Raw genomic sequence first — 26,293 nt, 5'->3', positions numbered from 1 at the left:
AGCGCATGGTGGGATCTCGCAAGGTCGACGACGCGCGGCGGCCGCCGCTTCCTGGTGCATGGGCTGCCGCCGGCGCGGCGCTCGCTGCCGCGTTCCTTCTGGCGGGCTGCGGTGGCGGCGGAGGAGGGGGCGGCGGCGGTGGCTTGCCGATCGGCCTGATCCCCGGCACCACGACACCACCGGCAACAACTCCCCCGAGCAGCGGCGACGGCATCGTTGCCTCGGCCACCGTCGCGGGACTGTGCGCATCGCCGCGCAGCGGCATCAACCCGGACACCAATGCGGCCTACCCCGACCGCGGCGGCACGCTCGACAATGAAAAAAGCTGGGTGCGCGGCTGGATCGACGAAACCTACCTCTGGTACGGCGAAGTGCCCACCACCCTCAAGGCCGCAGACTACGCCACGCCCATCACCTGGTTCAACGTGCTCAAGACGACGGCCACCACGCCCTCGGGCCGCGCCAAGGACCGCTTCCACTTCACCTACGACACCGAGGCGTACCGCCAGCTCACGCAGGGCGGCGTCTCCGCCGGCTACGGCATGGAGACGGCCGCGATACGCAGCTCGCCGCCGCGCGACATCCGCATCGCCTTCGTCGAGCCGAACTCGCCCGCCACCAATGCCGGCCTGCTGCGCGGCGCGAAGATCCTCACCATCGACGGCATCAACGTCGTCAGCAGCACCGGCACGGCCAACGTCAACGCGATCAACGGAGCGCTTTCGCCCAAGGCCATCGGCGAATCGCACACCTTCACCTTCGAGGTGAACGGCGTCGCGCAGTCGCCGGTGCAGCTGACGGCCGCGAAGATCACCAGCACGCCGGTGCAGAACGTGCAGGTCATCGACACCGGCAACGGCCGCGTGGGCTATCTGCTGTTCAACGACCACATCACCACGTCCGAGACCCAGCTCATCAATGCGGTGAACACCTTCAAGCAGGGCGCCGGCATCCAGGACCTGGTGCTCGACATGCGCTACAACGGCGGCGGCCAGTTGCTCATCGCCAGCCGGCTGGCCTACATGATCGCGTCGCCGTCGGTGACAGCCGGCAAGACCTTCGAGCAGCTGGTCTTCAACGACAAGAACCCGTTCCACCTCACGGTCGCGCAGACGCTCACGCCCTTCACGGCCACCAGCCGCAGCGGCCAGGCGTTGCCTTGGCTGGGCCTCTCGCGCGTGACCGTGCTCACCGGTCCCGACACCTGCTCGGCGAGCGAGTCGGTCGTCAACAGCCTGCGCGGCGTGGGTGTCACCGTCAATCTCGTCGGCGGCACCACTTGCGGCAAGCCCTATGGCTTCTATCCGCAGGACAACTGCGGCACCACCTACTTCGCGATCCAGTTCAAGGGGGTGAACCAGAAGGGCGAGGGCGACTACGGCGACGGCATGGCGCCCAATGCCGGCTGTGTCGTGGCTGACGACTTCAATCACCAGCTTGGCGACAAGGCCGAGGCGCGGCTCGCTGCCGCGCTCGCGTTGCGCAGCTCGGGCTCCTGTTCCGTCTCCGCCAAGACGACCGTGCAGGGCCTGGAGAAGGCGACCGAGCCTGAAGCGGAGCAGCCCTATCTGCGAGGCCGCTCGCCGCTGCGCGAGAACCGCCTGGTCGGCGTGCCCGATCCGGCCTGAGACACCGCGCGCCGCCCGAGCAGTTCTGAGCGCTGCCAGGGCCTCCTTTCGGCTCGCGGAAAACCCCTAGCGCTGGCGCTTGCCACCCCCGTCACTCGCGCCGTAGAGTGGGTGAAACGTTTGCGCAAAGCTTTGCGCAAACGTTTGTATCTCGGAGTGGCAGGACTTGGCCCATCTGAGAACCAACTTCCTAGTACCAGGAGAGACACGATGCGCAAATGGATCGGGGCGATGTTGATCGCCGTCATCACGACGTTGGCGGGCTGCGGAGGCGGCGGGAACGGAGGCTCGGGCATCGGCCTCGGTCCGGGCTGGGGCGCTGGGGGCGGTGGTGGATCGGGCGGCGGCAGCGCCGGTCCGCAGAAGATCATCATCGACAGCGACTACAACACCATGAGCGACGACGGCCAGCTCGGCGTGATGGCCGCGCAGCTGCAGGCCGAGGGCAAGGTGCGGGTCATGGGCATCAGCGTGGTCTCGGGCAACCAGTGGCTCAAACAGGGCGTGGCCGACGCGCTGATGTCGGTGGAGCGCCTGGGCGTGGGCGACCGCATCGGCATCTACTCGGGCGCGAACTACGCGCTGAACCACACCTTTGCCGACGTCGAGGCCGAGATGGCCGCCGGTGCCGGCGGCGACGGCTACCTCGGCGCCTGGGGCGGCCCCGAGCCCAGGACCGATGCCGACCTCAAGCCCTCGCCCGACGGCTTCGCGAAGCACACGGTGGTGCAGCGCAAGACGGCTGTCGACTTCATCGTCGACACCGTGAAGGCCAACCCCGGCGAGATCACCATTCTGGCCATCGGCCCGCTCACCAACATCGCGCTCGCGGTGAAGCAGAACCCCGAGATCGTCCCGCTCATCAAGAAGATCATCTACATGGGCGGCGCCATCGACGTGCCCGGCAACACCACCAAGGCGGCCGAGTTCAACTGGTGGTTCGACCCCGACGCGGCGCAGTTCGTGGTGCGGCTGCCCATTCCGCAGGTGGTGGTGCCGCTGGACGTGACCGACACCGTGTTCCTCACCAAGCCCATCTACGACCGCATCGCGCACCCGGCCAAGCCCACGGCTGTGACCGACGTGTTCCAGAAGCTCAACGGCTACGGCTTCGACGGCAAGAACGGCTTCGAGACCAACCCGAACTACACGCAGAACATCTGGGACACGCTCACGCTGGCCTACCTGATCGACCCGAGCTACGCCACGCAGACGGTGGACCGCTACGTCGACGTCATCGCCAAGCCGGGCGCGGCGGACAACGGCCGCTCCATCGGCTATTCCTCGCAGCCCGCGGGGCCGACGCTGCAGAAGATGACGGTGGTGAAGAAGTTCGACAACGCGCGCTTCTTCGAGCTCTACGTCGACCTGCTCACGCGGCCCGTGCCGGTCGTGCTGCCCCTGACGTCGAACTGAGCGGCGTCATAAGCCGCGCTTATCCAAACGCAACCGGGAGACCCGTTCCCGGCAGGCGTCGTCCTTCGGATACTCGCCCACGTCCGCTTTTCCGCGGACGCACAACGATTCCGACAGAGACGCCGCCGCCGTGCCTTCCCCCATCACCGCCATCGACAGCCACGCCCACGTGTTCGCGCGTGGCCTGCCCCTGGCGGCGACGCGCCGGCACGCGCCCGACTACGAGGCGACGTTGGACGAGTACCTCTCGCTGCTCGATGCGCACGGCGTCTCGCACGGGGTGCTGGTGCAGCCCAGCTTCCTCGGCACCGACAACGGCTTCCTGATCGACGCGCTGCGCGCGGCCCCCGCCCGCCTGCGCGGCGTCGCGGTGGTCGATCCGCGGGTGGACGACGCCACGCTGCAGGCCATGGCCGAAGCCGGCATCGTCGGCATCCGCCTCAACATCGTGGGCATGCCGATGCCCGAGCTCGCCCGGCCCGATTGGCAACGGCTCTTCACCCGCGTGAATGCGCTGGGCTGGCATGTGGAGCTGCATCGCGAGTCGCGCGACCTCGCGCTGGCCGCGCAGCCTGTGCTCGATGCCGGGTGCGCGCTGGTCGTCGACCATTTCGGCCGTCCCTCATCGGCGCCCGCCGACGATGAAGGCTTCGCCTGGCTGCTCGGCGCCGCGGACTGCGAGCGCATCTGGGTCAAGCTCTCGGCCGCCTACCGCAACTGGCCCGCGTCCACCGATGCCTGCGCGCATGACGCCGCGCAGGCGCTGCTGAAAGCCTTCGGCCCCGAGCGGCTGATGTGGGGCAGCGACTGGCCCCACACCCAGCACCGCGAGATCGCCGACTACACAACCGCCCACGCGACGCTCGCCGGCTGGGTGCCCGAGGCCGCCGTGCGTCGACGCATCCTGGTCGACACGCCGGCGCTGCTTTTCAAGTTCAAGACAGGAGACATCAGAGATGACCAATGAAATCACCCGCGCGCGGCTCTTGCGCGCCGTTCCGCTCGCGCTCGCCGGCGCAGCCCTGCTGATGGGCAGCCTGGGCGCGCATGCCCAGGCGTGGCCGTCCAAGCCCGTGCGGCTGGTCGTGAGCTATCCGCCGGGCGGTACGGTCGACGCGGTGGCGCGCATCGTGGCGCCCAGGCTCTCGGCGAAGCTGGGCCAGCCGGTGGTGATCGACAACCGCGGCGGCGCGGGCGGCGCCATCGGCGGCGACCTCGTCGCCAAGAGCGCGCCCGACGGCTACACCGTGCTGCTCGACGCCTCCAATCACGCGCAGAACCCGGCGCTGCGCAAGATGCCCTTCGACACGCTGCGCGAACTGGCGCCGGTGTCGCTGCTGGTGAAGGTGCCCAACGTGCTGGTGGTGAACCCGTCGGCGCCGTTCAAGAGCGTTGCCGACCTGATCGCGCAGGCCAAGGCGAAGCCGGGCGGCATCAACTACGCATCGTCGGGCAACGGTTCGGCGCAGCATCTGGCGGGTGAGCTGTTCGCATCGATGGCGGGCGTGCAGATGACGCACGTGGCCTACAAGGGCGGCGGCCCGGCGCTCACCGACGTGATGTCGGGGCATGTGCCGGTGTTCTTCGCCAGCCTGGCTTCGAGCATGCCCTTCATCAAGGACGGCAAGCTGCGCCCGCTGGCCGTGACCGGCAAGGCGCATGCGCCCGCGCTGCCGCAGCTGCCCACCGTGGCCGAGGCCGGACTGCCCGGCTACGAGGTCTACGAATGGAACGCGGTGTTCGTGCCGGCCGGCACGCCCGCGCCGGTGGCGGAGCGCCTGTCGAAGGAATTCGCCGCCGCGCTCAAGGACCCGGAAGTGCGCAGCCGGCTCGAAGCGCTGGGCGCCGAGGTGATCGGCTCCAGCCCCGCCGAGCTCGACAGCTTCCGCCGCGCCGAGATCGCCAAGTGGACCAAGCTCGCGAAGGACAACAAGATCCAGCTCGATTGAGGCCGCAGCCTCAGCCGCGCAGCATGGCCGCGAACGCGTCGGCGAAGGTGGGCCGAGAGCGCGCCAGCCACAGCGCCGAAAGCTCGAAGGCCGGCAGCCCCGCGCCGTCGCGCACCTCAGCGTAGCGCACGCCTTCGTGCCGCAGCGCGCGCACCGAGCGCGGCAGCAGCGACCAGCCCAGCCCGGCCGCCACGCAGGCCAGCACCGTCAGCGTGCGATTGGCGTCCTGCACCACCCGCGTCTCGTGGCCGGCGCGTCGCAGCGCGCCCAGCAGCTGTGCGCGCAGGGCGGGAATCTGCTGCTCCGGGAACCACACCAGGCCGTGCCGCGCGACATCGGCGAGCGACACGCAGCCGTCTTCGTCGAGCGGCCACGCGGCGGGCAGCGCGGCGATCAGCGGCTCCTCGCCCAGCCGCAGCTCGTGCACCCGGGCCGTGACCGACACCGGCGGATGCAGCAGCGCGATGTCGATGCGCCCGCCTTCCAGCGCCGCCACCTGCTCGGCGTTGCTCATCTCGCGCAGCACCACGTCGAGCTGCGGATGTTCGGCGCGCAGCCGGCGCAGCGCGTTCGGCAGCACCTCGTACACCGCATGCGTGACGAAGCCGATCGTGAGCCGGCCCGCGCGTCCTGCCCCCATCGCACGGGCACGCTCGGTGGCCGCATCGCCATAGGCCAGGCTGGCGCGCAGGTCGTCGATGACGGCCTGCCCCGCATCGGTGAGCGCGGCGCCGCGGCGCGTGCGTGTGAAGAGCGGCGTGCCGAGCTCCTTCTCGAGCCGGTTCAGCGTCTGCGTGAGCGCCGGCTGCGCCAGCCCCAGCCGCTCGGCCGCCTTGGTGAGGCTGCCCGCCTCGGCGATCGCGACGACGCAGCGCATCTGGCGGGTGTCCACGGCGGCGCCCCTTCCTGCTTTTCTTCAGGCCGTCAGAAGTTCTCGCAGACGCGCAGCACCTCGCTGCCGTAGGCCTCGAGCTTCTTGGTGCCGATGCCGCTGATGCCCTGCAGGTCTTCCAGCGAGGCGGGCGCCCGCTCGGCGATGGCCGCCAGCGTGGCGTCGTGGAAGATCACGTAGGCCGGCAGGTTGTGCTCCTTCGCCACCTCGGCGCGCCAGGCCTTGAGCGCGTCGAAGCGCTTGCGGCCCGTCTCGTCGAGCTTGGCGGCGGCCGGCGGCGGCGCGCCCTTGGCGGCCTTCTCGCGCCGGGGCTTGCGCTCGGCGGGCGACGACACCGATTCGCGCAGCGTCACCGGCGTCTCGCCCCTGAGCACGGCGCGCGAGCCCTCGGTGAGCTTCAGCGTGTTGAAGGCCTCGGCGTCCACCGCCAGCGCGCCGGTGGCGATCAGCTGGCGCAGCACGCCGCGCAGCGCCACCTCGCTGAACTCGGCGCCGATGCCGAAGGTGCTGATGCGCTCGTGTCCGAACTGCTTGACCTTCTCGGTCGTCTTGCCGCGCAGGATGTCCATGATGTGCCCGGCGCCGAAGCTGATGCCGCTCAACTGCTGCACGCGGTAGATGGTGCTCAGCAGCTTGCGCGCGGCATCGGTGCCGTCCCAGACCTGCGGCGGGTTCAGGCAGTTGTCGCAGTTGCCGCAGGGCGTGCTCTTCTCGCCGAAGTAGCCCAGGAGGCGCACGCGCCGGCAGTCGCTGGCCTCGGCCAGCGAGAGCAGGGCGTCGAGCTTGCCGCGCATCACCTGCTTGAATTCCTCGCCGGCGGGGCTCTCGTCGATCATGCGGCGCTGGTTGACCACGTCCTGCAGGCCGTAGGCCATCCAGGCGTCGGCGGGGCCGCCGTCGCGGCCGGCGCGGCCGGTTTCCTGGTAGTAGCCCTCGATGTTCTTGGGCATGTCGAGATGGCCGACGAAGCGCACGTCGGGCTTGTCGATGCCCATGCCGAAGGCGATGGTGGCCACCATCACGATGCCTTCCTCGCGCAGGAAGCGGTCCTGGTGCTGCTGGCGCACCGCGGCGTCGAGGCCCGCGTGGTAGGGCAGGGCGTTGATGCCCGCGTCGCGCAGTTGCACCGCCACGTCTTCCACCCGCTTGCGCGACTGGCAATAGACCACGCCCGCGTCGCCCTCGTGCTCGCGCTCGATGAAGCGCAGCAGCTGCGTGGTGGCGTCCTTCTTCTCGACGATGGTGTAGCGGATGTTGGGCCGGTCGAAGCTGGAGACGAACTGGCGCGCGTCCTCCAGCTGCAGCCGCTCGACGATGTCGGCCCGCGTGAGCGCGTCGGCCGTGGCGGTGAGCGCGATGCGCGGCACGCCGGCATAGCGCTCGTGCAGCACGGTGAGCGCACGGTACTCGGGGCGGAAGTCGTGGCCCCACTGGCTCACGCAATGCGCCTCGTCGATGGCGAAGAGCGACAGCTTGCCGCGCTCCTTCAGCGAATCGAGCTGCGACAGGAAGCGCGGCGTGTTCACCCGCTCGGGCGCCGCGTACAGCAGCGTGATCTCGCCGCGCAGCATGCGGCGCTCGACATCCTGCGTCTCTTCCCAGTCGAGCGTGGAATTGAGGAAGGCCGCGCTCACGCCGGCCTCGTGCAGCGCGCCCACCTGGTCGTGCATCAGCGCGATCAGCGGCGACACCACGATCGCCACGCCCTTGCCCGCGCGCTGCCGGGCGATCGCCGGGATCTGGTAGCACAGCGACTTGCCGCCGCCCGTGGGCATCAGCACCAGCGCGTCGCCGCCGGCCACCACGTGGTCGACGATGTCCTGCTGGGCCCCCCGGAACTGCGCATAGCCGAAGACCTCGTGGAGGATGTCGGAGGGGGCGCTGCTGCCGGAGATGTCGATGGGTTGGGGGGCGAGAGAGGACACGGGCGGCGGGCGGGGGAGGTCGGAAGGGAGGGGAAAGAGGGCGGCCGTCGATTGTCCCCCAGCGCCACAGATATGACTGTGGCACGAGGTTTGCAATGGTTGCTGCCGTCCTGCGTCCCTCCTGTCTAGACAGCAAAAAGGTGCATTTCCCAAGCAAATGCACCAGAAATGGCCTTTCGGGTTATCCTGTATATACAAGTTGGGGCGCCTGGCAACAATGCGAGGCGTGCGTTACCCGGCCATCGGGCCCGCCGCCGAGCCTTTTTCCCTCAAAGAACAGACCCAGGAGTACCCATGGTCAAGACGGTAGTTGTGAAGTTCGCCTCGCTGGTTGCAGCGGGCGCATGTGCGGCAGGCATGGCCGGAACGGCCGCCGCCCAGGATCTGACGAAGATCTCGCTCGGCATGTCCGGCTGGACCGGCTTCGCGCCGCTCTCGCTGGCGGACAAGGCCGGCATCTTCAAGAAGAACGGCCTGGACGTCGAACTCAAGATGATCCCGCAGAAGGACCGCCACCTCGCGCTGGCCTCCGGCGCCATCCAGTGCGCGGCCACCACCGTCGAGACGCACGTGGCCTGGAACGCCAACGGCGTGCCGATCGTGCAGATCTTCCAGATGGACAAGTCCTACGGCGCCGACGGCCTCGCGGTGCGCGGTGACGTCAGCAAGTTCTCCGACCTCAAGGGCAAGACCATCGGCGTCGACGCCCCCGGCACCGCGCCCTACTTCGGCCTGGCCTGGATGCTCAGCAAGAACGGCATGTCGCTGAAGGACGTGAAGACCACCACGCTGTCGCCGCAGGCCTCGGCCCAGGCCTTCGTGGCCGGCCAGAACGACGCAGCCATGACCTACGAGCCGTATCTCTCGACCGTGCGCGCCAACCCAGCCGCCGGCAAGATCCTGGCCACCACGCTCGACTACCCGATGGTGATGGACACGGTCGGCTGCGCGCCCACCTGGCTCAAGGCCAACGCCAAGGCCGCCGCCGCGCTCACCAAGTCGTACTTCGACGCGCTGGACATGATCAAGGCCGAGCCCGAGAAGTCCAACGAGCTCATGGGCTCCGCCGTCAAGCAGAGCGGCGAGCAGTTCGCCAAGTCGTCGGCCTTCCTGCGCTGGCAGGACAAGGCGGCCAACCAGAAGTTCTTCGCGGGCGAACTCACCAGCTTCATGAAGGAGGCCACGCCCATCCTTCTGGAAGCCGGCGTGATCCGCAAGGCGCCGGAAGATCTCTCGGCCACCTTCGATGCAAGCTTCGTCAAGTAAGGCCTGTCAGATGTCGCAGATGCCGTCCGCCATGGTGGCCGCAGCGCCAGCCTCGAGGCCCGCAGCGGTGCCTGTCGTCGCGCCCGCGCGCCGCCGCGCGCTCGCGCCACTGGAGCCCATCGGCACGCGCGCCCGCGTGTTGCTGGGGCTCGCCTTCTTCGTCGTCTTCGTGCTCGTGTGGGCCATCGCCACGCTCGGCGGCTTCGTGCCGCCGACCTTCCTCGCGAGTCCGCCGACCATGGTCAAGGAAGGCTGGCTGCTTTTCACCGAGTACGGCTTCATCGGCGACATCGGCATGACCGTGTGGCGCGTGTTCGGCGGCTTCCTGCTGGCAGCCGTGTTCGCCGTGCCGCTGGGCATCGCCATGGGCACATGGAAGGCCGTGGAGGCCTTCTTCGAGCCCTTCGTCTCCTTCTGCCGCTACCTGCCGGCCTCGGCCTTCATTCCGCTGCTCATCCTTTGGGCGGGCCTGGGCGAGATGCAGAAGCTGCTGGTGATCTTCATCGGCTCCTTCTTCCAGATCGTGCTGATGGTGGCCGTCACCGTGGGCGGCGCGCGGCGCGACCTCGTGGAGGCCGCCTACACGCTGGGCGCCAACAGCCGCGGCATCGTGGCGCGCGTGCTCATTCCGGGCGCGGCGCCGGGCATCGCCGAGACGCTGCGCCTCGTGCTCGGCTGGGCATGGACCTACGTGATCGTGGCGGAGCTCATCGGCTCCTCCTCGGGCATCGGCCACATGATCACCGACAGCCAGGCGCTGCTGAACACCGGCCAGATCATCTTCGGGATCATCGTGATCGGCGTCATCGGCCTTTTGTCCGACTTCGCCTTCAAGGCAATCAACCGCCGTCTCTTCGCGTGGGCAGCACTGTGATGTCGCAGAACCAACTTTCCATCCAGGGCGTCTCTCGCGTCTTCACCGGCGCCAAGGGCCAGCGCACGCAGGCGCTGCAGCCGATCGACTTCGAGGTGAAGGAGAACGACTTCGTCACCATCCTCGGCCCCTCGGGCTGCGGCAAGTCGACGCTGCTGCGCATCGTGGCGGGGCTCGACTTCCCGACCACGGGGCAGGTGCTGCTCGACGGCCAGCGCATCGAAGGCCCCGGCGCCGACCGCGGCGTGGTGTTCCAGAGCTACACGCTCTTTCCGTGGCTCACGGTGGCGCAGAACATCCGCTTCGGCCTGCGCGAGCGCGGCATGAGCGAGGCCGACCAGAAGGAGCGCAGCGAGTTCTTCATCGCCAAGGTCGGCCTGCGCGGCTTCGAGAACCACTTCCCGAAGCAGCTCTCCGGCGGCATGCAGCAGCGCACGGCCATCGCGCGCGCGCTGGCCAACGACCCCAAGATGCTGCTGCTGGACGAACCCTTCGGCGCGCTCGACAACCAGACCCGCGTGCTCATGCAGGAACTGCTGCTGGGCATCTGGGAATCGGCGCAGAAGACGGTGCTGTTCGTCACGCACGACATCGACGAGGCGATCTTCATGGCCAACCGCGTGGCGGTGTTCAGCGCGCGGCCGGGGCGCATCAAGACCGAGATCGCGGTCGACTTCCCGCACCCACGCAGCTACACCATCAAGACCTCGCCGGAGTTCATGGAAATCAAGGCGCGCCTGACAGAAGAAATCCGCGCCGAATCGATGGTCGCGGCGGAGCATTGACGAAGACACGATGAAACGCGACCTGCCGACCCTCGCGCTCTACGCGCAAGTCATGGATCACATCTCCCGCAAGATCCAGGACGGGACGTGGCCGCCCGGCCACCGCCTGCCGTCGGAGCACGAGCTGGTCGCGCAGTTCGGCATGGCGCGCATGACGGTGAACCGCGCGCTGCGCGAGCTGGTGGAGCAGGGCCGCATCGTGCGCGTGGCCGGCGTCGGCAGCTTCGTGGCGGAGAACAAGCCGCAGTCCACGCTGCTGCAGATCGCCAACATCGCCAGCGAGATCCGCCAGCGCGGGCACGACTACCGCTGCGAGATGATCGCCGTCGAGCGCCTCGCCGCCTCGCCCGACGTGGCCGCGTGGCTCGACAAGCGCGCCGGCGACTCGGTGTTCCACAGCGTGTGCCTGCACCTGGAGAACGGCACGCCGGTGCAGCTGGAGGAGCGCTTCGTCAACCCGCAGGTGGTGCCTGACTACCTGGAGCAGGACTTCTCGGCGACGCCGCCCAGCGAGTACCTGGTGCGCAACGTGCCCTTCGACCAGATCGAGCACGTGGTCGACGCAGTGCTGCCCAACGCCGAGCAGGCCGAGCGCCTCGCGATGACGCCCACCGACCCCTGCCTCCTGCTCACGCGCCGCACCTGGTCGCGCAATGTTCCCGTGACGTGGGTGCGCTGCCTGCACCCAGGTTCGCGCTACAGCCTCGGTAGCCGCTTCAAAGCCGACGGCAACCCCAGCTTCGGCTGAAGCAATGAACTCTCCCCCAGTCTTCGCGCACTTCGTGTCGCTTCGCCAACCCCCTCGCCGGGGGCAACACCTGCGGCCCGGCAAAGCCGGTTCCGCGGTGTTCCGCGAAGGGCCGTAGGTCTTTTTGTCGTCGCCATCGACTCAGCTTTCACTCGCAACTACTTGTATAGACAGGTTCACATGCCAAGCAAAAACACCGCCCATCCAGATGCCACCCTGACCCTCGTGCCCGGCGAGGTCGACCTCGCGACGCTGCGCCGCATCCAGGCCGGCGGCGTGAAGCTCGCGCTCGATGCGTCGGTGCGCGAGGGCATGCAGCGCGCCGAGGCCGCCGTGCGCCACATCGTCGAGAACGACCAGGTGGTCTACGGCATCAATACCGGCTTCGGCAAGCTCGCGAGCACGCGCATCGGCAACGACCACCTGGCGGAGCTGCAGCGCAACCTGGTGCTCTCGCACAGCGTGGGCACCGGCAAGCCGCTGGCCGCGCCTGTCGTGCGCATGATCCTCGCGACCAAGGCGGTGAGCCTGGCGCGCGGTCACTCGGGCGTGCGGCCCGCGCTGGCCGACGCGCTGCTGGCGCTGTTCAACGCGGGCGTGATGCCGCGCATCCCGGCCAAGGGCTCCGTGGGCGCCTCGGGCGACCTCGCGCCGCTCGCGCACCTCGCCTGCGTGCTGATCGGCGAAGGCGAGGCGACGCTGGCCGACGGCCGCGTGGTCAGCGGCGCCGAAGCGATGAAGCACATCGGCCTCGAACCCTTCGTGCTCGGCCCGAAGGAAGGCCTGGCGCTGCTCAACGGCACGCAGGTGTCGACCGCGCTCGCGCTGGCCGGCCTGTTCGGCGCGGAAGACGTATTCGCCTCGGCGCTGATGTCGGGCGCGCTGTCGCTCGAAGCCATCCAGGGCTCCATCAAGCCCTTCGACGCGCGAATCCACGCCGCACGCGGTCAGCCGGGCCAGATCGCCGTGGCGGGCGCGGTGCGCACGCTGCTCGAAGGCAGCGAGATCGTTCCCTCGCACGCCGACTGCGGCCGCGTGCAGGACCCGTACTCCGTGCGCTGCATCCCGCAGGTGATGGGCGCCTGCCTCGACAACCTCGCGCACGCCGCGCGCGTGCTGGTCATCGAGGCCAATGCTGCATCCGACAACCCGCTGGTCTTCACCGACACCGGCGAGGTCATCTCGGGCGGCAACTTCCACGCCGAGCCCGTCGCCTTCGCGGCCGACATCGTGGCGCTGGCCGTGAGCGAAGTCGGCGCGATCTCCGAGCGCCGCCTCGCGCTGCTGCTCGACAGCGGCCTGTCGGGCCTGCCGCCCTTCCTCGTGCGCGACGGCGGCCTGAACTCGGGTTTCATGATCGCGCAGGTCACGGCCGCGGCGCTCGCCTCGGAGAACAAGTCGCTCGCGCACCCCGCCAGCGTCGACAGCCTGCCGACCTCGGCCAACCAGGAAGACCATGTGTCGATGGCCACCTTCGCAGGTCGCCGCCTGGCCGACATGGTCAACAACACGGCCGTGGTGGTGGGCATCGAAGCGATGGCCGCCGCCCAGGGCATCGAACTCAAACGCAAGCTCAGGAGCTCGCCGCTGGTCGAAGCCGAATTCGCCGCCATCCGCCAGAAGGTCGCCTTCCTCGAGACCGACCGCTACCTCGCCCCCGACATCGAAGCCATGCGCCAGTGGGCGCTGAAGGCCGAGCTGCCGGCCGCGCTGCTCGACATCCTGCCCAGCCACTCGTAAAACACACCCCGACTAGGAGAACCCGCCATGAACGCTCCCGACAAATTCGCCCTGAACACCGCCACCGACCCGCGCCACGACCCCACGCGCGTGATCCGCGCCCCGCGCGGCAGCGAGCTCAACTGCAAGAGCTGGCTCACCGAGGCTCCCTTCCGCATGCTGCAGAACAATCTCGACGCCGAGGTGGCAGAGCGCCCGCAGGATCTGGTGGTGTACGGCGGCATCGGCCGCGCTGCGCGCGACTGGGCCTGCTTCGACCAGATCCTCGCCTCGCTGAAGGAGCTGAACGACGACGAGACGCTGCTCATCCAGTCGGGCAAGCCCGTGGGCGTCTTCAAGACGCACGAGAACGCGCCGCGCGTGCTGCTGGCCAACTCCAACCTCGTTCCGAAGTGGGCCAACTGGGAGCACTTCAACGAACTCGACCGCAAGGGCCTCTTCATGTACGGCCAGATGACGGCCGGCAGCTGGATCTACATCGGCAGCCAGGGCATCGTGCAGGGCACCTTCGAGACCTTCGTGGAGGCCGGCCGCCAGCACTACAACAACAGTCTCGCGGGCAAGTGGATCCTCACGGCCGGCCTGGGCGGCATGGGCGGCGCGCAGCCGCTGGCCGCCACGCTGGCCGGCGCTGTGTCGCTGAACATCGAGTGCCAGCAGTCGAGCATCGACTTCCGCCTGCGCACCCGCTACGTCGACAAGCAGGCGCGCGACATCGACCACGCCTTCGAGCTCATCAAGCAGCACTGCGACGCGAAGGAAGCCGTGTCGATCGCGCTTCTGGGCAATGCGGCCGAGATCCTGCCCGAGCTGGTGAAGCGTGCGAAGGCCGGCGGCCTGAAGCCCGACCTCGTGACCGACCAGACCTCCGCGCACGACCTGATCAACGGCTATCTGCCGGCCGGCTGGACCGTGCCGCAATGGCAGGCCGCCATGAAGGACGCCTCGCAGCATGACGCACTGAAGAAGGCGGCAGCCAGGTCGTGCGCCGTGCACGTGCAGGCCATGCTCGACTTCCAGGCCATGGGCATTCCCACGGTGGACTACGGCAACAACATCCGCCAGGTGGCGTTCGACGAGGGCGTGAAGAACGCCTTCGACTTCCCCGGCTTCGTGCCGGCCTACATCCGCCCGCTCTTCTGCGAGGGCAAGGGCCCGTTCCGCTGGGTGGCGCTCTCGGGTGACCCGGAGGACATCTACAAGACTGACGCCAAGATCAAGGAGCTGTTCCCCGAGAACAGGCACACGCACCGCTGGCTCGACATGGCGCGCGAACGCATCGCGTTCCAGGGCCTGCCGGCGCGCATCTGCTGGCTGGGCCTGGGCGAGCGCCACATCGCGGGCCTGGCGTTCAACGAGATGGTGAAGAACGGCGAGCTGAAGGCGCCCATCGTCATCGGCCGCGACCACCTCGACACCGGCTCGGTGGCCAGCCCCAACCGCGAGACCGAAGCGATGAAGGACGGCACCGATGCGGTGAGCGACTGGCCGCTGCTCAACGCGCTGCTCAACACCGCAGGCGGCGCCACCTGGGTCAGCCTGCACCACGGCGGCGGCGTGGGCATGGGCTATTCGCAGCACTCGGGCGTGGTGATCGTGTGCGACGGCACCGACGCGGCCGCCAGGCGCATCGAGCGTGTGCTCTTCAACGACCCGGCCACTGGCGTGATGCGCCATGCCGACGCGGGCTACGACATTGCCGTCGCCACCGCGAAGAAGCAGGGCCTGAAGCTGCCGATGGTGAAGTGAGGGCGGGCGCCGCCGCGAAGAACGGCGGCACCTTAAGCCGAAGGTAGAAAGAAAAAGCAGGCCCATTCCCACTCGATGGGAATACGGGCTTGGAAGTGGGAACGGCGGGCAAGATACTGCACGCCGGTTCCATTCATCCGATCGACCGCATGACGACCCCGACCGACGCCCCCGCCAACGACCGCGCGCTCTTCGTGCTGTCGGTGCTGGCGCAGAGCAAGGCGTCGATGACGGCGGCCGAGCTGGTGCGGGCCACGGGCCTCTCGCAAAGCACGCTGTACCGGCAGATCGCCACCTTGCGTCGCTGGGGCTTCGTGATGGAGTCCGACGGCCGCTACTCGCCAGGCCCGGTCAGCGTGCAGCTGGCCACCGGCTTCGACGGCAACTCCGACCTCGTGATCGCGGCGCGAGCCGACATGCGCGCGCTGGCACAGCAGTCGCATGAGAGCGTGGCGCTGGTCACGGCGGTGAACGAGCGCGTCGTGTGCCTGGAGATGATCGACAGCGAACAGTCGCTGCGCTGCTCCTTCGACCGCGGCCGCAGCGTGCCCGCGCGCGACGGCGCCAGCGCCAAGTGCCTGCTGGCCCACATGCCGATCGACCAGCGCGACGCCCTGCTCGACGGCCTCGGCGAAAGCCCCGAGCGCCGCGCCGAGCGCGCCGCCGAGCTCGACGCCATCCGCGAGGCCGGCCATGCCGTGACCCACGGCGAGGTCGACGCCGGCGTGTGGGGCGCGAGCGCGCCGGTGCTGGCCCCGGGCCGCCGCCTGCGCGGCGCGATCACGCTGATGGCACCGCTCACGCGCGTCGAGGGCATGGAAGCTGCATTGCTGCACATGACCGTCGTCACGGCGGCGCGCATCTCGCGGGCGCTGCAGTAGCCACGCCGGCTCTTCTTTCTTTTCTTTCCCTCTCACCTCCACTCACACCACGAAAGCCCATCGCCATGAACACCCGCCGTTCCATCGTCGCCGCCGCACTCTCCGGCCTTGCCATCTTCGGTTTTGCGGGTGCCGCGCATGCGCAGGGCGAGCCGCTGCGCGTGGCCACCGACGCCACCTTCCCGCCGATGGAGTTCGTGGAGAACGGCAAGCGCACCGGCTTCGACGTGGAGCTGGTCGAGGCCATCGGCAAGACGCTGGGCCGCAAGATCGAGTGGATCGACATCGACTTCAAGGGCCTCGTGCCGGGCCTGATCTCCAAGCGCTTCGACATGGCCGTCTCGGGCATCTACATCACCGACGAGCGCAAGAAGGTCGTCGACTTCACCGTGCCGTACTACGCGGGCGGCCTCGTGGTGATGGTGAAGGACGGCAACACGGCCATCAAGACGCCGGCCGACATCAACGGCAAGAAGGTCAGCGTGCAGGTGGGCACCAAGTCGGTGAGCTACACGAAGGAGAAATTCCCGCAGGTGCAGCTGATGGAAGTCGAGAAGAACCAGGAGATGTTCAACCTCGTCGACATCGGCCGCGCCGACGCCGCCGTCACCGGCAAGCCCGCCGCCTACCAGTACGTGCGCACGCGCGGCGGCCTGAAGGTGCTGCCCGAGCAGATCACCACCGAGGAATACGGCATGGCCATTCGCAAGGACACGCCCGAGCTGACCAAGGCGGTGAACGGCGCCATCGAGAAGCTCAAGGCCGACGGCACCTACGACCAGATCGTCAAGAAGTGGTTCAGCACGGCCGCCAAGTAAGCCCGCCATGGATCTCGATTTCTCGCCCGTCTGGGAAGGCTGGCACGACCTGCTGCGCGGCGCGCTGGTCACGGTGGAGATCACCGCCTGCGCGCTGGCGCTGGGCTGCGTGCTGGGCCTGCTGGTCGGCATCGGCCGGCTGAACCCGAAGCGGCGCTGGCTCTACGGCATCTGCACCGCCTACGTGGCGGCCATCCGTGGCACGCCGCTGCTGGTGCAGCTGTTCATCCTGTTCTTCGGCCTGCCGCACTTCGGCATCCTGCTGCCGGCCTTCGTGTGCGGCGTGCTGGGGCTCGGCGTGTATTCGGGCGCCTACGTGTCGGAGATCGTGCGCGGCGCGATCCAGTCGATCGACAAGGGACAGACCATGGCGGCGCAGTCGCTGGGCATGACGCCCAGCCTCGCGATGCGCCACATCGTGCTGCCGCAGGCGGTGGTGCGCATGATCCCGCCGCTGGGCAACGAGTTCATCGCGCTCATCAAGAACTCGGCGCTGGTGTCGCTTCTGACCATCCACGACGTGATGCACGAGGGGCAGAAGATCATCAGCGTGTCGTACCGCTCGCTGGAGGTGTACCTGGCCATCGCGGTCGTGTACTTCGTGCTCACCGGGACGATGACGCTGGTGCTGAGGCACTTCGAGCAGCGCCTGCGCCAGGGCGGGATGGTGCGATGAGCGGCGCGATGGAATTTGTCTTTCTCCCTCCCCCGCTGGGGGAGGGCAGGGGTGGGGGCACGACGGCCTCTAACCAATCACAGCGCTCGTTGGGCACTGCCCCCATCCCAACCTTCCCCCAGAGGGGGAAGGAGCAAGGGGGGCGCTTATGAGCAGCGTGTTCCGTTTCTCGCGCGCCTCGCTGCCTGCCACGCCATGGAAGAACGGCGGCGGCACCACGCGGGAAGTCGCCAGCTGGCCGCAGGGCGCGGGGCTCGACAGCTTCGGCTGGCGCGTGAGCATCGCCACCATCGCGGCGGCCGGGCCGTTCTCGGTGTTCGCGGGCGTGGACCGCAGCATCACGCTGCTCGATGGCGACGGCGTGCGGCTCTTCACGCACGACGGGCGCATCGAACACCGGCTCGACACCGCACTGCAGCCATTCGCTTTCAGCGGCGACGAGGCCATCGACTGCACGCTGCTCGGCGGCGCCTCGAACGACTTCAACGTGATGACGCGGCGCGGCCAGTGGCGCGCCGAAGTCCGCGTGCTGGACGGCGCCACGGCCATCGAGCCTGCGCCGCATGGCGTGCTGCTGGCGCTGCGCGGTGCGTGGCGCCTGGACGACGAAGCCTGCGGCGAGGGCGAAGGCCTGCAGTGGGCCGATGCCGCGCGCGGCTGGCAGGCGCTGCCCGAGGGTGCCGGCGCGCGGCTGCTCGCGGTGCGCATCCTGCCGACGCAACAACAGGAGTGACGATGAAATCCGTCAACGAACTTCCCTCGGCCGACGGCCTCTGGAGCGGCATCCGCTTCGCCGCCGATGCGAGTGTCGAAGGCGCCATCGTGGTGGAGCAGGGCGCGATCCGCTGGGCCGGCGCCCGCAAAGCGCTGCCGGCCGAATTCACCGCCCTCGCGCAGCACGACGGCGGTGGCGCGCTCGTCACGCCGGGGCTGGTCGATTGCCACACGCACCTCGTCTACGGCGGCCAGCGCGCCAACGAATTCGCGATGCGCCTGGCGGGCGCCACGTACGAAGAAGTGGCGAAGGCCGGCGGCGGCATCGTCTCGTCGGTGCGCGCCACGCGCGAGGCCGACGAGGACACGCTCTTCGCGCAGGCCGCCGCGCGGCTCGAACAACTGCTGGCCGACGGCGTATGCGCCATCGAGATCAAGTCAGGCTACGGCCTCTCGCTGGAGCACGAGCGCAAGCAGCTGCGCGTGGCGCGACGCCTGGGCGAGGCCTACGGCGTGACGGTGCGCACCACTTTTCTCGGCGCGCATGCGTTACCGCCCGAGTACGCGGGCCGCAGCGGTGAGTACATCGACCTCGTGTGCGACGAGATGCTGCCCGCGCTCGCGGCCGAAGGCCTGGTCGACGCGGTGGACGTGTTCTGCGAGCGCATCGCCTTCTCGCTCGCCGAGACCGAGCGCGTCTTCAAGGCCGCGAAGGCGCTGGGCCTGCCGGTGAAGCTGCATGCCGAGCAGCTCTCGGACATGGGCGGCGCGGTGCTGGCCGCGCGCTACGGCGCGCTCTCGTGCGACCACATCGAGCACCTGTCGGCCGAGGGCATCGAGGCGATGCGCAGATCCGGCACCGTGGCCGTGCTGCTGCCGGGCGCCTACTACACGCTGCGCGACACGCACCTGCCGCCCATCGCCGCGCTGCGCGCCGCGGGCGTGCCGATGGCGGTGTCGACCGACCACAACCCCGGCACCTCGCCCGCGCTGAGCCTGCTGCTGATGGTGAACATGGCCTGCACGCTGTTCCGCCTCACGGTGCCCGAGGCGCTCGACGGCGTCACCGTGCACGCGGCACGCGCGCTGGGCCTGCAGGACACGCACGGCGCCATAGCGCCCGGCATGCCCGCCAACTTCGTGCTGTGGAACGTGCGCGAGGCGGCCGAGCTCGCCTACTGGTTCGGACAGCAGCCCGTGCGCGCGGTGGTGCGGCAAGGGCGCATCGCCATTGGAGCCAACGCATGACGACAAACACCCTTTTCGCTGCCGACGCGCTGCTGCCCGAAGGCTGGGCCCGCAACGTCCTGCTGGCGTGGGACGACGCGGGCCGGCTCACGCAGGTGCAGGCCGGCGCGCAGCGCCCCGCCGGCACCGAGACCGCGCGCGGCCCCGTGATCCCCGGCATGCCCAACCTGCATTCGCACGCCTTCCAGCGCGCCTTCGCGGGCCTCACCGAGCACCGCGCCGAGCAGCACGACAGCTTCTGGAGCTGGCGCACGCTGATGTACCGCTTTGCCGCGCGCCTGGGCCCGCAGCACATGGAAGCCATCGCGACCTGGCTCTACGCCGAGATGCTCGAAGCCGGCTACACCGGCGTGTGCGAGTTCCAGTACGTGCACCACGACGTGGACGGCCGCCCCTATGCCGACGACGCCACGCTGAGCCTCGCGCTGCTGCGCGCGGCGAAGAAGGTGGGCATCGGCTTCACGCTGCTGCCGGTGCTCTACCAGACCGGCGGCTTCGGCGAACAGCCGCCCACCGAGGGGCAGCGCCGCTTCGTGCGCTCCACCGAATCGATGCTGCGCCTGCTCGAAACGCTCAAGCCGCAGTGCGATGCGCAGGGCGCGCGCCTGGGCCTGGCGCCGCACTCGTTGCGCGCCGTTCCGCCGGAAGGCCTGCGCGATGCCATCGCGGGGCTCGAAGCCATCGACCGCACCGCACCCATCCACATCCACATCGCCGAGCAGACCAAGGAAGTGGACGACTGCGTGGCCTGGAGCGGCCTGCGCCCGGTCGAATGGCTGCTCGACCACGCCCCGGTGGACGAGCGCTGGTGCCTGGTGCATGCCACGCACATGAACGACGCCGAGTACGAATACGCGGCCCGCAGCGGCGCGGTCGCGGGCCTGTGCCCGACCACCGAGGCCAACCTGGGCGACGGCATCTTCGACTTCGCCAAGTGGCGCAGCCACGGCGGCGCCTGGGGCGTGGGTTCCGACAGCCACGCCAGCGTGAACGCGGCCGAGGAACTGCTGATGCTCGAATACAGCCAGCGCCTGGCCCGGCGCCAGCGCAACGTCGGCGCCAGCGCGGCGCAGCCGCACGTCGCGACCGCGCTCACGCTGGAGGCGGTGCAGGGCGGGGCGCGGGCCTCGGGCCGCGCCACCGGCGGGCTCGCGGCGGGGCAGCAGGCCGACTTCGCGGTGCTCGATGCCTCGCACATCGCGCTGCAGGGCCTGCCCGCGCCCGATATGCTTTCCGCCCACGTCTTCGCGAGCCATCGCACCTCGGCCATCGAGGGCGTCTGGGTCGCGGGCCGGCCGCGTGTCTCGGCCGGGCGCCACGCGCTACACGACGAAGCCGCCGCCGCCTTCGTGGCCGCGCGCACCCAACTACTCCAGGATTGATCGACCCCACCATGGCCTTCACCACCGCCGAGCCTCCTTTCCGCTTCCGCCAGGGCACGCGCCCGCTGCTGATCTCGATGCCGCACGTCGGCACCCACGTGCCGCCCGCGCTGGCCGCGCGCCTCACCGACGAGGCGCGCCATGTGCCCGACACCGACTGGCACCTCGAGCGCCTCTACGACTTCGCCGACGAACTGGGCGCCTCTGTGCTGGTGGCGACGCACTCGCGCTACGTGATCGACCTGAACCGTCCGCCGGACGGCGCGAGCCTCTACCCCGGCCAGAGCGTGACGGGCCTTTGCCCGGTCGACACCTTCGACGACACGCCGCTGTACGCCGACGCCGCCGACGTGCCGGGCGACGAAGAGACCGCGCAGCGCCGCGACGCCATCTGGCAGCCGTATCACGCCAAGCTCGCCGAGGAGCTCGCGCGCATCCGCGCGCAGCACGGCGTGGCCGCGCTGTGGGACGCGCACTCCATCCGCTCGGTGCTGCCGCGCTTCTTCGAAGGCAAGCTGCCCGACCTGAACCTGGGCACCGGCAAGGGCATCAGCTGCGACCCGTCGCTCGCGCAGACGCTGCTGGGCATCGCCGAAAGCGCCACCGGCTACACCGGCGTGCTCAACGGCCGCTTCACCGGCGGCTACATCACGCGCAACTACGGCAACCCCGCACAGAACGTGCACGCGGTGCAGCTGGAGATGACCCAGTCGAGCTACATGCAGGAGAAGCTGCCCTTCGACTACCTGCCCGAGGTGGCGGCGGGCGTGCAGCCGCACGTGCGGCGGATGATCGAGGCGGTGCTCGCGTTCGTGGAAGGCCGCGCAAAGGGCTGACCGCGGGCAGGGGCAGGCCCCCTTCCTACAATCGGGGGTCTATGAAGCCCGTCACCTACACCCGCGGCCAGGCCCTGCCCGGCATCCTCGCCCAGCGCATCGCCATCCTCGACGGCGCCATGGGCACGATGATCCAGCGCTTCAAGCTGACGGAGGAGCAGTACCGCGGCGAGCGCTTCAAGGACTTCGAGCGCGACGTGAAGGGCAACAACGAGCTGCTCTCGCTCACGCGGCCCGACGTGATCCGCGACATCCACGAGGGCTACCTCGCGGCGGGCGCCGACCTCATCGAGACCAACACCTTCGGCGCGACCACCATCGCGCAGGAGGATTACAAGATGGCGCACCTCGCGCGCGAGATGAATCTCGAATCGGCCAGGCTCGCGCGCGCGGCCTGCGACAAGTTCAGCACGCCCGACAAGCCTCGCTTCGTGGCCGGCGCCCTCGGCCCGACGCCCAAGACGGCGAGCATCAGCCCCGACGTGAACGACCCGGGCGCGCGCAACGTCAACTTCGAGGAACTGCGCGCGGCCTACTACGAGCAGACCGAGGCGCTGGTCGAGGGCGGCGCCGACGTGATCCTGGTCGAGACCATCTTCGACACGCTCAACGCCAAGGCCGCGCTGTTCGCGGTCGACGAGTACTTCGACAACAGCGGGCAGCGCCTGCCGCTCATCATCAGCGGCACGGTGACCGATGCCTCGGGCCGCATCCTCAGCGGCCAGACCGTCACCGCCTTCTGGCACAGCGTGCGCCATTCGCAGCCGCTGGCCATCGGCCTGAACTGCGCGCTGGGCGCGGCGCTGATGCGCCCCTACATCCAGGAACTGGCGCGCGTGGCCGGCGACACCTTCATCAGCTGCTACCCGAACGCCGGCCTGCCCAACCCGATGAGCGACACCGGCTTCGACGAGACGCCCGAGGTCACCTCGCGCCTGCTGCACGAGTTCGCGTCGGAAGGGCTGGTGAACATCGTGGGCGGCTGCTGCGGCACCACGCCGGACCACATCGCGGCGATCGGCAAGGCGGTCGCGCCGATGGCCGGCCGGGTGCTGGGCACCAACAACGCCGGCTTCTACAAAGAGGCTGCGTAGCGGGCTCTCCCCCAGGCTGCGCGCACTTCGTGTCGCTTCGCCAACCCCCTTCCGGGGGCAACACCTGCGGCCCGGCAAAGCCGGTTCCGCGGTGTTCCTGGAAATCGGACCTGCGCTGATTGACGGGCTGGACCCCCCGGCCTAGGCTGGGGCGCAAGGAGCCTTGCCATGAACTCATCACTCACCTGGCGCTGGGCCGCCGTCGGCGCGCTGGCCCTGGCGCTGCCGCTCGCCGCGCAGGCGCAGCAGGCCTTCACGCGCGGCGCGGTCAACCTGCGCGCGGGGCCTTCGGCCGACTATCCGCTGGTGGCCCGTCTCGGGCCCGGCCAGCCGCTCGAGGTGGTGGGCTGCACCAGCGGCTACGGCTGGTGCGACGTGGTGCTGCCCGATGGCGGGCGCGGCTGGATCTGGGCGCGCAACCTCGACTACGCCTACCAGGAGCAGCGCGTGCCGCTGGCCACGTACGGCGCGCTGATCGGCGTGCCGATCATCGGCTTCGCCATCGGCAGCTACTGGGCCGACTACTACCGCGACAGGCCCTGGTACGGCGACCGGCGCTGGTGGGGCGGCCGGCCGCCTCCGCCCGTGGCGGGCTGGCGTCCGCCGCCGCCGGTACGGCCCGGATGGCAACCGCATCCGTGGCAGCCGGGGCCGGGGTTCCGGCCACCCGCGCCGGGCTTCAGGCCACCGCCCGCGCCGGGCATCCGTCCGCCGGTGGACCCGGGAATCAGGCCGCCACGGCCGCAGGCGGGTTTCCGGCCCGGGCCGCCGCCGGGCAAGCCGCATCCGCATCCCGGAGGGGGCGGCGGGCATCGTGGGGGAGGCCGTGGCGGTGACCATGGCGGAGGTCACGGCGGCGGGCACCGGCACTGAGGGCCGGTGCCTCAGGCTTCCGCGACGCGCACCACGCGCTTGCCGAAGTTGCGTCCCTGAAGCAGGCCGATGAACGCATCCGGCGCGTTCTCCAGGCCGTCGACGCGGTCCTCGCGCAGCGTGATCTTGCCGGCCTCGACCCACTCGTCCATCTCGCGCCGGAACGCGTCGAAGCGCTCGCCGTAGTGGTCGAGGATGACGAAGCCCTGCATGCGGATGCGCTTCTGCAGCAGCGCCGCCGTCAGCAGCGGCAGCCGGTTCGGGCCCGTGGGCAGCGCTTCGCTGTTGTAGTCGGCGATGTGCCCGCACACCGGCACGCGCGCGCCGATGTTGAGCAGCGGCAGCACCGCGTCGAACACCTCACCTCCGACGTTCTCGAAGTAGACGTCGATGCCCGCGGGGCAGGCGGCCACGAGGCGCGATGCGAATTCCGGGTCGTGGCGGTCGATGCAGGCGTCGAAGCCCAGCACCTCGACCGCGTGGCGGCACTTGTCCGCGCCGCCCGCGATGCCGACCACGCGCGCGCCCTTGAGCCTGGCGATCTGCCCGACCACCGAGCCGACGGCGCCGGTCGCGGCCGCCACCACCACCGTCTCGCCCGGCTTGGGCTGGCCGATGTCGAGCAGGCCGACGTGGGCGGTGAAGGCTGGCATGCCGAGCCCGCCGAGTGCCAGCGAGGGCTGGGCCATGTCGCCGAGCGGCATAAGGTCCTGGCCGTCGGACAGCGCGTAGTCCTGCCAGCCGGCGTTGCCGAGCACGAGGTCGCCCACCCGGAACTGCGGATTCCGGGACTCGACGACGCGGTTGACCGTGCCGCCCGGCATCGGCTCGCCCACTTGCACCGAGGCGGGCGCATAGAGCGGCGGCACCTCGTCCATCAACTGGCGCATGTACGGATCGAGCGACAGGTGCAGCGTGCGCAGCAGCACCTGGCCCTCGCCGGGCGCGGGGACGGCGGCTTCCTCCAGCCGGAAGTTCTCCGGCGTCGGCAGGCCGCGCGGCCGGGCGGCGAGGACGATGCGGCGGTTGACGGTATCGACGGCGTTGCTGTTCTGGGACATGGGCGTGGCTCCTTGGTTAATAGACCAGTCGTCTAGTGCGTGGGCGAAAAAAAGCGGGAGCGCGTTCGCCTCCCGCCGGGTGATTTCCTTCAGTGGTCCGAAGACAGGCCCAGCTGCTGCCGGGTGTCGCGCATCGCCGCGTCCAGCGACGAGCGGTCGCGCGTGATCTTGGCCAGCAGGCTGGCGCCCAGCCAGCGCTGGTAGAGCGCGACGGCGACGCCCTGGGCGTCCTGCCCCTGCGGCATCGCCTTGATCGAGCCGTCGGCCCGGCCGGCCTCGATGCAGCCGGCGAGCCGGTCGGTGATGCCGCGGGTGCCGCGCGCCAGCGCCGCGCGCATGCTCTCGGACAGGTCGCAGACCTCGGCGCCAAGCTTGACGACGAGGCAGCGGCTCTGCGCCTCCTCGCCGGTCTGGGAGTCGAGCCAGTCGTCGAAGTAGGCGATCAGGCGCTGGGCGGCGGTGCCGGATCCCTCGGTCAGCAGGGCGTCGGTGCGCCCGAGGTACTCGCTGAAGTAGGCCTCCAGCACCGCCTCGCCGAAGACTTCCTTGGAGCCGAAGTAGTGATAGAACGAGCCTTTCGGCACCTTCGCCGCCGCCAGCACCTCGGCCAGCCCGACGCCGGTGAAACCCTTTCGCAGCAGCAGCGGATGGGCCACGTCGAGGATGTGCTGGCGGACGTCGGTGATGGGTGCGGCTGCGGCGTTCATGGGCCGCACTCTAGCGGCAATTAGACCAGTCGTCTAGTCTTGTGAGCCAGTGGTGTCGCAGCTGACTTTGGGGCTGCATTCGCCCGCCGCGGCCCGCCCCTTGGCGATCAGATTCACGAAATGCTGGGCTCCCAGGCCGAGTGGGCGCTCACGTGACCACACTACGTCCACCCACAGGTCGAGCCCGTTGCTGAGGTTCTCGAACGGAATCTCGACCAGCGCACCCGCCGCCACATGCGGCCGCGCGAAGTTGCGCGGCAGCCAGCCCCAGCCCAGCCCGGCGGTGATCAGGCTCAGCGCGGCCAGCGCGTTGTCGGAGCGCCAGACGTGGCGCGCGAATACGAAGCGCGGGTCGCTGGTGGCGAGGTCGCGCCCGGCCACGACGATCTGGCGGGTGTTGGTCAGGTGGTCCTCGCGCAGCCGGCCGCCGTTGGCGGCGAGCACGGGATGGTCGGGCGCCATCACCGCCACCATGAGCTCGCTGCCGACTTCCTGGAAGCCTTCGCGCCCGTCGAGGCTGGGTCGCTCGAAGACCAGTGCCAACTGCGCCCGCCCGCTGTGCAGCAGCGCCAGCGCGTCGGCCTGTGGGGCGGCCAGCACCTCCACCTGCAGCAGCGGATGCTCCCGCGCCAGCTCCGACAGCGGACCGGTCCACGGTGCGGCCAGCAGTTCGGGCGCGATGGCCAGCGTGAGCCGGTCTTCCAGTCCCTGCGTGAGCGCCAGCGCTTGAACTTGAAGCTGCTTCAGCTGGGCCGCCAGCAGCCGCGCCTGCGGCTCCAGCGAGCGCGCTGCGGCCGTGGGCTGGGGCTCGCGGCCGCTGCGGTCGAAGAGCTGCAGGTCGAGCTCGGCCTCGAGGTTGGCGACAGCCATGCTCACCGCCGACGGCACCCGGCGCAGCGCCCGCGCGGCGGCCGAGAAGGAGCCGTGGTCGATCACGGCCAGGAAGACTTCGACGTTGTCGCTGGAAAAGGCCATGGCGCCGATCTTTCAATAAAACTGAAACAAGTTAACTTTTTATATCAGCCCGGGAC

General features: G+C 69.6%; 24 protein-coding genes. 19 read left to right on the top strand and 5 right to left on the bottom strand.

Translation table 11 applies throughout. The features are described 5' to 3' along the window. The first annotated feature begins 5 nt into the window (after positions 1-5). The 4 genes from EJP67_RS15220 (at position 6) to EJP67_RS15205 (ending at position 4,993) form a co-directional block, all read left to right on the top strand. On the top strand, positions 6-1,628 hold the full coding sequence (locus tag EJP67_RS15220; protein WP_126022533.1) for a S41 family peptidase: 1,623 nt from the start codon (positions 6-8) through the stop codon (positions 1,626-1,628). 210 nt (positions 1,629-1,838) lie between these two features. Beyond that, positions 1,839-3,044 (top strand): nucleoside hydrolase, encoded by a 1,206-nt coding sequence (locus tag EJP67_RS15215; protein ID WP_126022532.1) that lies wholly within the window; start codon positions 1,839-1,841, stop codon positions 3,042-3,044. Positions 3,045-3,174: 130 nt separating this feature from the next. Further along, complete coding sequence (locus tag EJP67_RS15210) at positions 3,175-4,011, top strand: amidohydrolase family protein (protein ID WP_126022531.1); 837 nt, start codon at positions 3,175-3,177, stop codon at positions 4,009-4,011. Further along, the gene (locus EJP67_RS15205; protein WP_126022530.1) at positions 4,001-4,993 is read left to right on the top strand and encodes a tripartite tricarboxylate transporter substrate binding protein; all 993 of its coding nucleotides are present in this window, start codon (positions 4,001-4,003) and stop codon (positions 4,991-4,993) included. Before EJP67_RS15210 ends, EJP67_RS15205 begins: the two co-directional genes overlap by 11 nt. Before the next feature lie 10 nt (positions 4,994-5,003). Here EJP67_RS15205 and EJP67_RS15200 read toward each other — a convergent pair whose 3' ends face one another. Both EJP67_RS15200 and recQ read right to left on the bottom strand, forming a co-directional pair. Next, a complete protein-coding gene (locus EJP67_RS15200; RefSeq protein WP_126022529.1) occupies positions 5,004-5,885 on the bottom strand; it encodes a LysR family transcriptional regulator in 882 nt (293 codons plus the stop codon). A 32-nt stretch (positions 5,886-5,917) separates the two neighbouring features. Beyond that, complete coding sequence (gene recQ / locus EJP67_RS15195) at positions 5,918-7,810, bottom strand: DNA helicase RecQ (RefSeq protein ID WP_126022528.1); 1,893 nt, start codon at positions 7,808-7,810, stop codon at positions 5,918-5,920. A 294-nt stretch (positions 7,811-8,104) separates the two neighbouring features. Between recQ and EJP67_RS15190 the strand changes: the two genes are divergently transcribed. The 15 genes from EJP67_RS15190 (at position 8,105) to EJP67_RS15115 (ending at position 23,494) form a co-directional block, all read left to right on the top strand. Further along, on the top strand, positions 8,105-9,076 hold the full coding sequence (locus EJP67_RS15190; protein WP_126022527.1) for an ABC transporter substrate-binding protein: 972 nt from the start codon (positions 8,105-8,107) through the stop codon (positions 9,074-9,076). 19 nt (positions 9,077-9,095) lie between these two features. Further along, positions 9,096-9,950 (top strand): ABC transporter permease, encoded by an 855-nt coding sequence (locus EJP67_RS15185; protein ID WP_418120425.1) that lies wholly within the window; start codon positions 9,096-9,098, stop codon positions 9,948-9,950. Next, a complete protein-coding gene (locus EJP67_RS15180) occupies positions 9,950-10,735 on the top strand; it encodes an ABC transporter ATP-binding protein (protein ID WP_126022526.1) in 786 nt (261 codons plus the stop codon). The genes EJP67_RS15185 and EJP67_RS15180 overlap by 1 nt, the downstream gene beginning before the upstream one ends. A 10-nt stretch (positions 10,736-10,745) precedes the next feature. Continuing rightward, positions 10,746-11,483: a histidine utilization repressor gene (gene hutC, locus EJP67_RS15175; protein ID WP_126022525.1), complete on the top strand. Its 738-nt coding sequence runs from the start codon at positions 10,746-10,748 to the stop codon at positions 11,481-11,483. A gap of 180 nt (positions 11,484-11,663) precedes the next feature. Then, a complete protein-coding gene (gene hutH / locus EJP67_RS15165) occupies positions 11,664-13,223 on the top strand; it encodes a histidine ammonia-lyase (RefSeq protein WP_126022524.1) in 1,560 nt (519 codons plus the stop codon). A gap of 27 nt (positions 13,224-13,250) precedes the next feature. Then, positions 13,251-14,972 (top strand): urocanate hydratase, encoded by a 1,722-nt coding sequence (gene hutU, locus EJP67_RS15160; RefSeq protein ID WP_126022523.1) that lies wholly within the window; start codon positions 13,251-13,253, stop codon positions 14,970-14,972. 149 nt (positions 14,973-15,121) lie between these two features. Beyond that, the gene (locus tag EJP67_RS15155; RefSeq protein ID WP_126022522.1) at positions 15,122-15,853 is read left to right on the top strand and encodes an IclR family transcriptional regulator; all 732 of its coding nucleotides are present in this window, start codon (positions 15,122-15,124) and stop codon (positions 15,851-15,853) included. Between the two features lie 65 nt (positions 15,854-15,918). Further along, positions 15,919-16,671: a transporter substrate-binding domain-containing protein gene (locus EJP67_RS15150; RefSeq protein ID WP_125952686.1), complete on the top strand. Its 753-nt coding sequence runs from the start codon at positions 15,919-15,921 to the stop codon at positions 16,669-16,671. 7 nt (positions 16,672-16,678) lie between these two features. Beyond that, positions 16,679-17,347, top strand: coding sequence for an amino acid ABC transporter permease (locus EJP67_RS15145; RefSeq protein ID WP_126022521.1), 669 nt, complete (start codon positions 16,679-16,681; stop codon positions 17,345-17,347). 148 nt (positions 17,348-17,495) lie between these two features. Next, positions 17,496-18,080: a HutD/Ves family protein gene (locus EJP67_RS15140; protein WP_126022520.1), complete on the top strand. Its 585-nt coding sequence runs from the start codon at positions 17,496-17,498 to the stop codon at positions 18,078-18,080. 2 nt (positions 18,081-18,082) lie between these two features. Continuing rightward, positions 18,083-19,309 (top strand): imidazolonepropionase, encoded by a 1,227-nt coding sequence (gene hutI, locus EJP67_RS15135; protein WP_126022519.1) that lies wholly within the window; start codon positions 18,083-18,085, stop codon positions 19,307-19,309. Further along, positions 19,306-20,691, top strand: coding sequence for a formimidoylglutamate deiminase (locus EJP67_RS15130; protein WP_126022518.1), 1,386 nt, complete (start codon positions 19,306-19,308; stop codon positions 20,689-20,691). The genes hutI and EJP67_RS15130 overlap by 4 nt, the downstream gene beginning before the upstream one ends. 11 nt (positions 20,692-20,702) lie before the next feature. Continuing rightward, a complete protein-coding gene (gene hutG, locus EJP67_RS15125; RefSeq protein ID WP_126022517.1) occupies positions 20,703-21,527 on the top strand; it encodes an N-formylglutamate deformylase in 825 nt (274 codons plus the stop codon). Between the two features lie 41 nt (positions 21,528-21,568). Beyond that, on the top strand, positions 21,569-22,621 hold the full coding sequence (locus tag EJP67_RS15120; RefSeq protein ID WP_126022516.1) for a homocysteine S-methyltransferase family protein: 1,053 nt from the start codon (positions 21,569-21,571) through the stop codon (positions 22,619-22,621). Positions 22,622-22,789: 168 nt separating this feature from the next. Further along, positions 22,790-23,494: an SH3 domain-containing protein gene (locus tag EJP67_RS15115; protein WP_126022515.1), complete on the top strand. Its 705-nt coding sequence runs from the start codon at positions 22,790-22,792 to the stop codon at positions 23,492-23,494. Between the two features lie 11 nt (positions 23,495-23,505). Here the strand turns inward: EJP67_RS15115 and EJP67_RS15110 are convergent, their stop codons facing one another. From EJP67_RS15110 to EJP67_RS15100, 3 genes are all read right to left on the bottom strand, one after another. Next, positions 23,506-24,555, bottom strand: a complete 1,050-nt coding sequence (locus EJP67_RS15110) for an NADP-dependent oxidoreductase (protein ID WP_126022514.1) — start codon at positions 24,553-24,555, stop codon at positions 23,506-23,508. 89 nt (positions 24,556-24,644) lie between these two features. After that, on the bottom strand, positions 24,645-25,262 hold the full coding sequence (locus EJP67_RS15105; protein ID WP_126022513.1) for a TetR/AcrR family transcriptional regulator: 618 nt from the start codon (positions 25,260-25,262) through the stop codon (positions 24,645-24,647). A 33-nt stretch (positions 25,263-25,295) separates the two neighbouring features. Beyond that, positions 25,296-26,237, bottom strand: coding sequence for a LysR family transcriptional regulator (locus EJP67_RS15100; RefSeq protein ID WP_126022512.1), 942 nt, complete (start codon positions 26,235-26,237; stop codon positions 25,296-25,298). Between the last annotated feature and the right edge of the window lie 56 nt (positions 26,238-26,293).

It is taken from the genome of Variovorax guangxiensis (assembly GCF_003952165.1).
Taxonomy (GTDB): Bacteria; Pseudomonadota; Gammaproteobacteria; order Burkholderiales; family Burkholderiaceae_C; genus Variovorax; species Variovorax guangxiensis.
Note: the sequence above shows the minus strand (reverse complement) of the source record. Positions and strands in the feature narration are given on the sequence as shown.